Raw genomic sequence first — 11,067 nt, forward strand, 5'->3', positions numbered from 1 at the left:
CGCCCGACGGGCAGCGCGGGACAGCCCTCAGAGACACTCCCCCAGCGGCACGCTCAGGGTGAGCCGGAAGCCCCGGCCGGTGTCGGCCGGGCGGGCGGTGAGCGTGCCGTCCACGGCGGCGAGGCGTTCGCGGAGCCCGGTGAGGCCGTTGCCGGGGGTGATGCCCGCCCCGCCCCGGCCGTCGTCCGCGACGGTGAGTTCCAGGAACCGGCCGGCGAGGGTCTGCCGGGACGTGAGGCCGATGGCGCACGTCCCGGCCCCGCTGTGGCGTACGACGTTGGTGACGGCTTCCCGCAGCCCCCAGGCGAGGGCCTCCTCGGAGCCCGCGGGCAGGGTGTCCGGGGCCGGGGTGGCGGTGGGGACCTCTGCGGTGATGCCCGCCGCCGCCAACGCGGTACGGGCTCCGGCGATTTCACCGGCGAGGGTGAGCCGGCGGTAGCCGGTGACGGCGTCGCGCACGTCCGCCAGGGCCTGGCGGCTGACCTGCTCGATGTCAGCGATCTGGAGGGCCGCCTGGTCCGGGTGGCCGGGGAGCATCCGCCCGGCCAGCTCGCTCTTCAGGGTGATCAGCGAGAGCGAGTGGCCGAGCAGGTCGTGCAGATCGCGGGCGAGGCGCAACCGTTCCTCGTTGGCCGCGAGTTGGGCGACGGTGGCACGGGCCTCGCGCAGTTCGACCGTCGTACGGACCAGTTGCCGTACGCCGGTCATCGCGAAGCCGACGAGCAGGGCGGGCGGGACCAGGGCGATGATCAGCCCCCGCGCCCCGTCGCCGCCGATCGCGAGGCCGAGCCCCACCATCAGCGCGGTCACGGCCGGAATCAGCCAGGCGGCGGTCCGCAGCGGCAGGCCGGCGCCGATGGAGACGCTGACGTAGACGAAGAGCACCAGCCAGGGAAGCCCGAGCGTCAGGCTGAGGACGGTCGCAAGGACGGTCAGCACCGCCAGCGTCACCGGCACGGTGAGGAGCCCCACCGCCCGGACCGGAATCGGGGACCGGGCGGTGTAGCGGAAGACCAGGCGGAGGTAGACGCCGACGAACGCGGCCAGACCGAGGGAGCCGAGCACCGTGCCCCACCCGCTGTGGCCGCCGTCGGCGAGGTCCTTGACCGGGGCGCTCATGAACGCCAGCCAGATGCAGATCCAGAGCAGCTTCATACCGACCTGTCGGCGGTCGGCCGGCGGGCGCCCGATGCCCACCCAGGTGTCGTCGTCGCTCACGCCTTCAGGGTGTCCTTCCGGTAGAGCCAGGCCGCGCTGCCCGCGAAGACCACGAAGTAGGCGCAGAGCAGGAGGACGTCCCGGGCGTGCGGGGCGCCACCGGTCTCGATGGCCTGGCCGAGCGCGGCGTACGCGTGAGTGGGCAGCCAGCGGGAGATGTTCTGGAGCCAGTCGGGGAAGGTGGAGGCGGGCATCCACAGTCCGCCGAGGATCGAGAGCCCGAAGTAGATGATCATCGTGATCGGACGGACCGCGTCACCGCTGGCCAGGTAGCCGATGGCCACTCCGAGGGCGGCGAAGACGAGCGATCCGGCCCAGATGACCCCGGCCAGCGCGAACCACTGCCACGCCTCCTGCCGTACGCCCTTGACCCCGGCGGCCACCACGAACACGACCACGATGCACGGCAGGGTGACGATCGCGGCGCCGGCGATCTTCCCCAGGACGTAGGCGTGCCCGGGCAGCGCGGTCAGGCGGAGCTGACGCACCCACCCCTTCTCGCGCTCCTTGGCGATGCGTTCACTGTTGCCCATGAGCACGGCGGTCAGTGCGCCGAAGGAGGCCATCGCGACCATGAAGAAGGCCTGCATGGTCAGTTCGGTGCCGGGGACCGTGCCGGTGGTGTTCTGGGTGCTGGAGACCGCCAGGTAGATCACCGACGGGTAGAGGATCGAGAAGAACATGAACTTCTTGTTCCGCAGGGTGCGGGTCACTTCGAGCCGGATCAGCGCCCAGGAGAAGAGGTTCGCCCAGCTCACCCCGGCCTCGGTACCCGAAGCCCGCTTCCCGCCCCGCGTGTCCACCGCACCGGCCGCGCTCACGGCGGGCGCCGGGGGTGCGGCGGTCGTCGCGTCGGCGGTGGTCGTCACGGCCGCCCTGGTCGTGGTGTCCGTCGTGCTCGTCTCGTCCGTCATGCGGTTCTGGCCTCCTCGGCCTCGGTGATGGCGACGAAGGCCTGTTCCAGGCCGAGTCCGGTGACTTCGAGCGCGCGCGGGTAGACGCCGAGGCCGTAGAGCGCGTGGACGGTCGCGTCGGCGTTCTGCGACTGGATGCGTACCCGGTCGCCGGTGACGTCGAGCGTGGAGAGGAACGGCAGGGCGCGCAGCGCGGTCTCGTCGATCGTGCCCTCCAGTTCGAAGGAGATCCTGCGGACACCCGCCTTGGCCTTGATCTCGGCGGCGGTGCCGTCGGCGAGCAGCCGGCCCTTGTGGAGGACGAGGACGCGGTCGGCGATCGCGTCGGCCTCTTCGAGGTAGTGCGTGGCGAACAGGACGGTACGCCCCTGATCGGCCTGCTCGCGCATGGTCGCCCAGAACGCCTGCCGCGCGGTGACGTCCATGCCGGTGGTCGGCTCGTCGAGCACGATCAGGTCGGCGGCCCCGGCGGTGGCGAGCGCGAACCGCACCCGCTGCTCCTGGCCGCCGGAGAGCTTGTTGACCATCCGGCCCGCGATCGGCGCGATACCCGCCCGTGCCAGCACCTCGCCGACCGGGTACGCGCGGGGGTGCAGGCTGCACGCCAGCCGGACGATCTCCTCGACGGTGACGTCCTCCATCAGCCCGCCGCTCTGCAGCATCGCGCCGACCCGCCCGGCGGCGATGGCCGCCTGCGGGGTGGTGCCGAAGACGCGGACCGTGCCGCTGTCCGGCGTCCGCAGCCCGAGCAGCAGGTCGAGCGTGGAGGACTTCCCCGCGCCGTTGGGGCCGAGCAGCGCCACGGTCTCGCCGGGGTGCAGGTCGAGGCGGAGTCCGTCGACCGCGCGCACGTCGCCGTACGCCTTGCTGACCTGGTCGAAGCTGACCACGGCCGTGGCTGCGGCGGTCGCTCCGGTGACTGTCGTTGTCATGGGTACAGCCTCGCCGAAGGGGGGCGCGCCCGGCAGGGTCGGCGGGCTGTGATCGGGGATGACAGATGTCATGCCGGGCCGGTGACACACCGCCCGGAAGGTGACGGCCGGCCCGGAGGCCTCACGGGTACGCCTGCGGGTACACCGCCGGGTCCTCCCCCGCGTGCGAACACCGGGTGCGCCCGACCCGTGTACGACACCGGCGCGCCCAACCCGTGTACGACACCGGCGCGCCCCCGGCACGACACCGCCCCACCCGGGATACGGGACCCGGGCGGGGCGGTGTGCGTGTGCGGTGCGGCGAGGGCCGGTCAGCCCTGGCCGGTGAGGTCGATCGTGACCGTGCGTTCGGCGGTGGTCTTGCCGAGCAGCGCCTGCTGCATGGCCTTGGCCACGTCGTCGGGTCCGACCTGGTGCTGCTTGCCGTCCGCCTTCGTCGCCATGACGCCGTCGAAGACGCCGTCACAGAGGGTCTCGATGGCCTGCTTGTCGTAGTAGGGCACGAGCTTCCCGTCGACCGCCTTCATCGACAGGATCTGCGGCAGGGAGCGCGCCGGGCCGAAGTCGATCGACGCGGTACCGGCCTTGACGGTGATCAGGCCGGACATCGCGGGCTCCGCGAACTCCTTCATCGCCCGGTCGAGTTCGGCCTGGGTGACGGTGGGCTGGCGGGTGACGACCGGCAGTTCCACGACGGCGGAGGTGCCCGTCTGGACCTGGGCGCGGTAGGCGTCCCGTACGGCGACGATCGACTGGTTGACGTCGATCCCCTTGCCCGCCTTGCCCGGCACCGGCTCGGCCTTGTTCGGCTCGAACTTGATGGTGCCGTCGGTCGCGGAACCGGAGACACCGGCCAGGGCGTTGAGCGCCGCGGCGAGCTTCTCCTCGTCGACCGGGATGACCGGGTCGGCCGGGCGCGCCCCGCCGAAGAGGGAGCCGATCACGGAGACGGGGTTGTAGTCGCTGCCCGCCGCGCCGCGCACGGTCTCCTCGCTGTCCAGCGCCAGACCGGCCTTCTCCGGGGAGAGTTCGGTCTGCTTGCCGTCGACCGACAGCTTCAGCGGCGCCTGGGCCCGCTTGCCGAACTCGGCGTCGAGCTTGCTCACCGCCTCGGTCTTCGTGCCGCCGCCGATGTCCAGGCCGAGGACCGTGGTGCCCTTGGGGACCTCGGAGTGGTTCATCAGCAGGCCCGCGCCGTAGGCGACGCCCGCCAGGACGACGACCGCGACGCCCAGCAGCACCGTCTTGGACCGGCCCTTGCGGGCGGGCGCGGCGGTCTGCGGGGCGGGACGCGGGGTGCTGGGACCCGAGGGGCCCTGCGGTACGGGACTCGGCCCGTCCGGCCCCTCGGAGCGGGGCGGGAACGGCCGTGCGCCGCCGGGCACGACGGGGATGCCGCCGGTGAGGGTGTCACCGGAGACGTGCCCGCCGCCCGGGACGGGCGCGGGGACCTGAGGCGTCAGGATCGCGGTGTCGTCGGAGAGCCGGGGGACGGAGCCCGTACCGCCGGGACCGCCCTGCGGACCGGGGGCCGCGGGCGTGTTCCGGACGCCCGGGACCGTGAGGCCGGGACGGCCCTGGCCGATGGGGCTTCCGGGACCGGAGGCCCCGGGACCCGGGTTACCGGCTCCGGGGACGGACGGGAAGCTGGCGGTGCCGGCCGTCGGTCCGGTCGTGGAACCGGCCGGGCCGGAGGCGCGTACCCCGGACTCCGGCGTGGGCCGGCCCGAGTCGGCGAGGTCCGCGTCGATGCTGTCCAGGGCGCTCCGGCCGGCCGGAGGAGCGGCGGGGAAGCCGCCCTGCGGGCCGTCGGAGAAGTACGGCGACTCGGCACGCGGGCCGCCCGGCGTGTCCGCTCCCGCCGGGCCCGGCACGCTTCCCCCGGAAGGACCACCGGCGGGGCCGCTCGGGGCGTCCAGCACGGAGGGGGCGGCGGGTGCCTTGCGCGGCGCGAACCAGTCGCTGGTGGGCTTCTCCTTGGCGGGCGGCTCGGCCGGCGTCCCCTCGGAGTCACCGCCGTCGCGGGCTTCCGCGGCCGGCTCGCCCGACGGCTGCCCCGGGGCGGGGGTGCCCGCTCCGGGAAGCGGCATGACGGCCGTGCGCTCGGGGTCGGGGGCGCTGTCGCCCTCCGCCATGGGCGTACGCATCACGACGGGCGGGATCGGCCGCGACCCGGGGATGTTGATCCGGATGCGCGTCGTCAGGGTCGTCTCGGTCCTGGGCTCGTCGGACCGTGACGACCGGGGGGAATCCGGGGTGGGCTCGGGTGCGGGTTCCGCGCCGTCCTGCGTCGGGTGCAACGACGGGTACTGGCGTGATCCGTACGGCGGCGTGCCCGAGGGATAGGCGGCACCACCGCGCCCCTGGGGCCCGGAGGACGAACTGTCAGTTTCACGACTCAAAGCAGGTTCTCCCGATTGGCTCCGCCGCCCGTACTTCCCCCATGCCGCAGGCCAGGGGACGGCTCGGCGCGCGCACCACCATACTGGCCGCCGCGCACGGGCGTTTCACGCCCGGTGGAAACCTCCACCGGCACCTCACACCGGCGAACGCCCACGAGCTGCCGCTCAAGGCATGTCACCGGCCTGAACGTTCCTGGTCGTTGGCCGAAATCGACCCCCCGGCAAAGGTGGCGCAGATCACAGCGACCACCATCCCTCCGAGGACGAAGAGGGCCAGGGCGATCTCGTCGCCGCCCCCGAAGAAGAAGTCGCCCTCCGGGCGTCCGTTCAGCACCACGACGACCGCGACCAGCCAGCCGGCGGCGGGCACGAAGGCGCCGAGCTGCGTACGGGTGAGGAGGCGACCGGCGTAGAAGACGCCCGCCGCGCCGGCCAGCCCCAGCAGCAGGCCGCCGGGGAACCAGGCCGCCTGGACCAGCGCACCGGCCACCGCGACCAGCGCCCCGAGAATCGCGAGGGCGATGTAGGCGCCGATCCGGCGCGGGTTGAGCGGGGCCGCCATCCCGGTGGGCTCGGGCGCCCGGGGCGGGGCGTTGGTGCGCGGGGCGCGGGCCTCGGCGCGGGCCCGGTTCTTCTTCACGCTCATGACCGAGCCCCCGTGCCGGCGCCGGCCTCGGGCAGGCCCGCGAAGAGATCGCTCTCGCGCTCCCCGCCACCTCCGGGGACACCGTGGACGAGTTGGTAGTACTCGGTGGTGAAGAGCGGCTGGCCCTTGTCGTTGGAGAGGGTGAACCAGGGTCCGTGCACGGCGACCTGGGTGGCGTGCGCCCGCATGGCCGCCGCCTTCGCCTCCGCGTACGCCGAACCGTCGATCTCCGTGGTGATCACGGACTCCTCGGTCACGCCGGGCACGTCGTCGATGTCGGCGATCTCCGCGAACACCCCGGGCGCCTCGGCCCGGAGCCGGGCGAACGCCTCTTCGGCCACCGGGCGGGGCGTCCGGTTCCAGTAGATCTTGGCGACGGCGTGCGGAGCGCCGGAACCGCCCGTGTACCCGGGATCGGCGGCGAGTTCGGCCGCCCGGGTCGCCACCCGGTGCGCCTGGACGTGGTCGGGGTGGCCGTATCCGCCGTCGGGGTCGTACGTCACCAGGACCTGCGGACGGACCTCGCGGATGACGTCCACCAACGGGGCCGCCGCGTCGTCCACGGCGGCGTCCCAGAAGGCGCCGGGCCGGTGGTTCTGCTCGGTGCCCATCATCCCGGAGTCGCGGTACCTGCCCGGAGCGCCCAGGAAGCGGTGGTCGGTGACCCCCAGTTCCTTCATGGCGGCGGCGAGTTCACCCACGCGGTACGGGCCCAGCGCGTCGTCCCGGTCGGCCGCGAGGTGCGCCAGCGACGGCGGGATGACCTCGCCCTCCTCGCCCAGGGTGCAGGTCACCAGCGTGACGTGGGCGCCCTCGTGGACGTACTTGGCCATGGTGGCGCCGTTGTTGATCGACTCGTCGTCGGGGTGCGCGTGCACCAGGAGCAGACGGCGGGCGGGAAGGTCCTTCATGAGGACCACCCTACGAGCCCGGTTCCCCCTCGGGGACGTCGGCGTCCTCGGTTCACACGTGCGGTACCGCTCCCGGCGTACGCCGAGGGCCCCCACGCACCGCTGGGGGCCCTCGCACGCACACCGGGCGGCCGAGGCCCCGGGACGGGCCTCGCGGGCCGTCAGAACTTGATGCTGCCGATCATGCCCGCGACGTTCGACGTGAGGTCCGCGATCGTCGGGGCGATGGAAGAACTCGCCAGATAGAACCCGAGCAGCATGCAGATCGCCGCGTGTCCGCCCTTGAGCCCGGATTTCCGGATCAGCAGGAAGACGACGATCGCCAGCAGCACTACCGCCGAAATCGAGAGTGCCACGGCGGTTCACCTCCATCAGTACGGTCGCGACGGAACATCGGGACAGATCAAACACATCGGGTCTGAACGGACAGCAGTCGGGCAGCAACGAAGAGCCCAGCAGGTTCCTACCCACCGAGCGCTACGGATCATAACTATCCGTGCCAGGGCATTGTCCGGGTCACGGCAGCACGAGGGGGCGCACGGACGACCGCCCCCGGGCTAGGTTTCGGCCCATGACCTCGCAGAAGCTGTCTTTTCCCCGTCAGCACGCCCGGACCCAACGATTCACCCGGGGAGCACCCCGGGCCTTCTCCGTCTCACCTGACGGGACGCGGGTGGTCTTCCTGCGTTCCACCTCGGGCACGGATCCGGTCAACCGGCTCTGGGTACTGGACCCTTCCACCGGCCAGGAGCGCCTCGCCGCCGACCCCGAGGCGCTGCTGGGCGGTTCGGCGGAGAAGCTCTCGCCCCAGGAGCGGGCACGGCGCGAACGCGCACGTGAGGGCGGCTCCGGCATCGTCGGGTACGCGCTGGACGGCGAGGCGGAGTTGGCCGCCTTCGCGCTCTCCGGCAAGGTGTACGTGGCTGAATTGCGTGCGGGCACGGCACGCGCGCTGCCGGTCCCCGGACCGGTCATCGACCCCCGGCCCTCCCCCGACGGGCGGCACGTCGCCTACGTCGCACGGGGTGCGCTGCGGGTGGTCGGCGCGGACGGCACCGACGACCGGGCGGTGGCCGAACCGGAGGGGGAGCACCTCACCTACGGGCTCGCGGAGTTCATCGCGCAGGAGGAGATGGGCCGCGACCGGGGCTTCTGGTGGTCGCCGGATTCGGACCGGCTGCTGGTGGCCCGGGTGGACGACAGCCCGGTCCGGCGTTGGTGGATCGCCGATCCCGCGCACCCGGAACGCAGGCCGGCCGAGATCGCCTACCCGGCGGCCGGGACGCCCAACGCCGAGGTGCGGCTCTTCGTCACGGACCTCGCCGGCGGGCGCACCGAGGTGGTGTGGGACAGGGCGCGTTACCCGTATCTGGCCCGGGTGCACTGGTCGTCGGCGGGTGCGCCGCTGCTGCTGGTGCAGGCGCGCGACCAGCGCGGTCAGCGGTATCTGGCGGTGGACCCGGCGACCGGGGCGACCCGGACCGTGCACGCGGAAGAGGACCCGGCGTGGCTTGATCTTTTCGGTGGGGTGCCCGCCTGGACGCCGGACGGGCGGCTCGTGCGGATCGCGGACGAGGGCGGGGCGCGGGTCCTGCACGTGGGCGACCGGGCCCTGACGGGGGCGCGGCTGCATCTCCAGGCGGTGCTGGACATCGGGGAGTCGGACGTCCTGGTGCTGGCGGTGGCGGGCGAGGAGGCGGCCGCGCCGGAGATCGGCGAGTGCCATGTGTACCGGGTGAACGAACTGGGCGTCGAACGGGTGTCGGAGGGGGTGGGTGTCCACTCGGCGGTCCGCTCCGGCCCTCTCACGGTGCTGCTCTCCACCTCCCTGGAGCGCTCCGGCGCGACCGCCCGCGTCCTGCGGGACGGCAAGCAGGTCGCCCAAGTGGCGAACCACGCCCAGGAACCCGGGCTGCGGCCCCGGCTCACCCTCGCCGAGGGGGGCGCGCGGCGCATCCCGTGCGCCGTACTGCTGCCCACCGGCTACCAGGAGTCGGACGGTCCGCTTCCGGTGCTGATGGACCCGTACGGCGGCCCGCACGGCCGCCGGGTGGTCGCCGCGTACAACGCCCACCTCACCTCCCAGTGGTTCGCCGACCAGGGCTTCGCGGTCGTGGTCGCGGACGGCCGGGGCGCCCCGGGCCGCTCCCCCGCCTGGGAGAAGGCCGTGCTCGACAACCTGGTCCTCACCCTGGACGACCAGGTGGAGGCCCTGCACGCGCTGGCCGGTGACTTCCCGCTGGACCTGTCGAAGGTGGCGATGCGCGGCTGGTCGTACGGCGGCTTCCTCGCGGGCCTCGCGGTGCTGCGGCGCCCGGACGTGTTCCACGCGGCCGTCGTGGGCGCTCCGGTCACCGACCAGCGCCTCTACGACACCCACTACATGGAGCGGTACCTCGGCGACCCCGCCGCGCAGCCCGAGGTCTACGCGCGCAACTCGCTGGTGACCGACGGCGGGCTGTCCGAACCGGCGGACACCGTACGGCCGATGATGATCGTGCACGGCCTGGCCGACGACAACGTGGTGGTCGCGCACTCGCTGCGGCTCTCCTCCGCGCTGCTGGCGGCGGGACGCCCGCACGAGGTGCTGCCGCTCAGCGGGGTGACGCACATGACCCCGCAGGAGGAGGTCGCGGAGAACCTGCTGCTGCTCCAGGTGGACTTCCTCAAGCGGTCCCTGGGTCTGCCGTCGGCAGAGGCGCCCGCGGCGGGCTGACCCCGGGCACCGGGATCACCAGCCGGGCGGCGGAGACGAGGGCGGCGGCGGGCCGAAGCCGCCGCCCTGGCCGAAGCCGCCGCCCTGGCCGGGCCCGTAGCCCTGGCCGGGGCCCGGACCGGAGCCCTCCGTCGGACCCTGTCCAAAGTCCTGTCCGGGGCCGTACCCGGCGGGCGGGTAGCCGTAGCCGGGCGTGCCCGGGTACGCGGAGCCGGAGGCCGACGACGGGTACGGGTAGCCGTAGCCGGGGGCCCGGCCGGGCGGCCCGGGGGGCGGGTAGCCGTACCCCGGAGCGCCCGGCCCCCAGCCCTGCACCGGTCCGCCCCCGGCGGACGGACGCCCCCGGCGGGCGGTCGCCAGGAGTACCACGACCCCCGCGAGGGCGAGAAACACCCAGGAGATCATGCTCAGTTGGCCTTCGATCCCCGCGTCGGTGAACATCCCGAACAGGTGCAGCCGGACACCGCGGACGATGCTCATGCCGCCGGAGAACAGCAGGAAGGCCGCGGCGATCGCGGCGAACGGCCGGGAGTGCACGGCGCGCGCGAGTGCCGCGGCACCGGCGAACAGGGCGAGCAGCGCCACGGCCACGGTGGACCAGCCGGCCGGAGCGTCGAACAGCGGGGCGCTGATCGCGTGCCCGCCGAGGTACCAGGCGGGGTAGACCTCGGCCGGGTAGACGGAGTACTGCCGGACCTCCCACGCGATCACCACCACGCCGGAGATCCCGAGCGCGAGGAAGGCGACGATCGCGGCCCCCGTGGTGGGCCGGGTCGGCGCGGGGAGCCCCACCTCCTCGGCGGGCCGCCGGCCGACCGTGGCGGTCACGATCATCGCGACCGAGACCGCCAGGGTCAGGAGGGTGAGGATCAGCGCGCGTACGCGGAGTTCGTCGGAGTAGCGGCCCGCCATCCACGAGGCGGTGGTGATCCAGACGCCGGGAAGCCGGAGCAGCAGCGTGGCCGTGCCGGTGGCGACCAGCGCGGCGGCCGCGACCGGCGACCGGGGCACGACGAAGGCGGTGACGACCTGGACGAGCAGGAGGACCAGGGTGCCCCCGGTCGTGGTGGGCATCGCGGCGGAGAAGCCCTCGGGCAGCCCCGACCACATGTCCCAGAGCGGGCCGGGACCGTGGAGGACCCGCAGGTCCCGGACGATCCAGCCGGCGGTGATCAGTGCGAGCACGGCGCTGAGGGCCGTACCGGTGATGCGAGCTCCCCGTGTGAGTGTCACGCGGCGATACTCCACCGCCCGGGTTCCCCCGACAAGGGGGCCCGCTCAACTCCGGAACGGGAAACCGGCAGGGACGACATGACGTCGTCCCTGCC

General features: G+C 73.5%; 9 protein-coding genes. 1 reads left to right on the top strand and 8 read right to left on the bottom strand.

Annotated elements, in window-relative coordinates:
• Positions 1–27: 27 nt before the first annotated feature.
• The 7 genes from ACFWEP_RS10555 to ACFWEP_RS10585 form a co-directional block, all read right to left on the bottom strand.
• Positions 28–1,218, bottom strand: coding sequence for a sensor histidine kinase (locus ACFWEP_RS10555; protein ID WP_387368554.1), 1,191 nt, complete (start codon positions 1,216–1,218; stop codon positions 28–30).
• The gene (locus tag ACFWEP_RS10560) at positions 1,215–1,901 is read right to left on the bottom strand and encodes an ABC transporter permease (protein WP_328723665.1); all 687 of its coding nucleotides are present in this window, start codon (positions 1,899–1,901) and stop codon (positions 1,215–1,217) included. The genes ACFWEP_RS10555 and ACFWEP_RS10560 overlap by 4 nt, the downstream gene beginning before the upstream one ends.
• Positions 1,902–2,128: 227 nt before the next feature.
• A complete protein-coding gene (locus ACFWEP_RS10565; protein ID WP_387368556.1) occupies positions 2,129–3,064 on the bottom strand; it encodes an ABC transporter ATP-binding protein in 936 nt (311 codons plus the stop codon).
• Positions 3,065–3,375: 311 nt separating this feature from the next.
• Positions 3,376–5,466, bottom strand: coding sequence for a hypothetical protein (locus ACFWEP_RS10570; protein ID WP_387368558.1), 2,091 nt, complete (start codon positions 5,464–5,466; stop codon positions 3,376–3,378).
• Between the two features lie 175 nt (positions 5,467–5,641).
• Entirely contained in the window at positions 5,642–6,112 is a 471-nt protein-coding gene (locus ACFWEP_RS10575; protein WP_387368560.1) for a DUF6113 family protein, read from the bottom strand.
• Complete coding sequence (gene mshB, locus ACFWEP_RS10580) at positions 6,109–7,023, bottom strand: N-acetyl-1-D-myo-inositol-2-amino-2-deoxy-alpha-D-glucopyranoside deacetylase (protein ID WP_387368562.1); 915 nt, start codon at positions 7,021–7,023, stop codon at positions 6,109–6,111. The genes ACFWEP_RS10575 and mshB overlap by 4 nt, the downstream gene beginning before the upstream one ends.
• A 161-nt stretch (positions 7,024–7,184) precedes the next feature.
• Positions 7,185–7,379 carry a hypothetical protein gene (locus tag ACFWEP_RS10585; RefSeq protein WP_266708674.1) on the bottom strand — a complete coding sequence of 65 codons (195 nt, stop codon included), beginning with the start codon at positions 7,377–7,379 and terminating at the stop codon, positions 7,185–7,187.
• A gap of 215 nt (positions 7,380–7,594) precedes the next feature.
• Between ACFWEP_RS10585 and ACFWEP_RS10590 the strand changes: the two genes are divergently transcribed.
• Positions 7,595–9,739 carry a DPP IV N-terminal domain-containing protein gene (locus ACFWEP_RS10590; RefSeq protein ID WP_387368564.1) on the top strand — a complete coding sequence of 715 codons (2,145 nt, stop codon included), beginning with the start codon at positions 7,595–7,597 and terminating at the stop codon, positions 9,737–9,739.
• Between the two features lie 15 nt (positions 9,740–9,754).
• On the opposite strand, the gene ACFWEP_RS10595 is transcribed toward ACFWEP_RS10590, so the two are convergent.
• Positions 9,755–10,972, bottom strand: a complete 1,218-nt coding sequence (locus ACFWEP_RS10595; RefSeq protein ID WP_387368566.1) for a hypothetical protein — start codon at positions 10,970–10,972, stop codon at positions 9,755–9,757.
• Positions 10,973–11,067: the final 95 nt, after the last annotated feature.

The organism is Streptomyces sp. NPDC060198 (assembly GCF_042728415.1).
Taxonomy (GTDB): domain Bacteria; phylum Actinomycetota; class Actinomycetes; order Streptomycetales; family Streptomycetaceae; genus Streptomyces.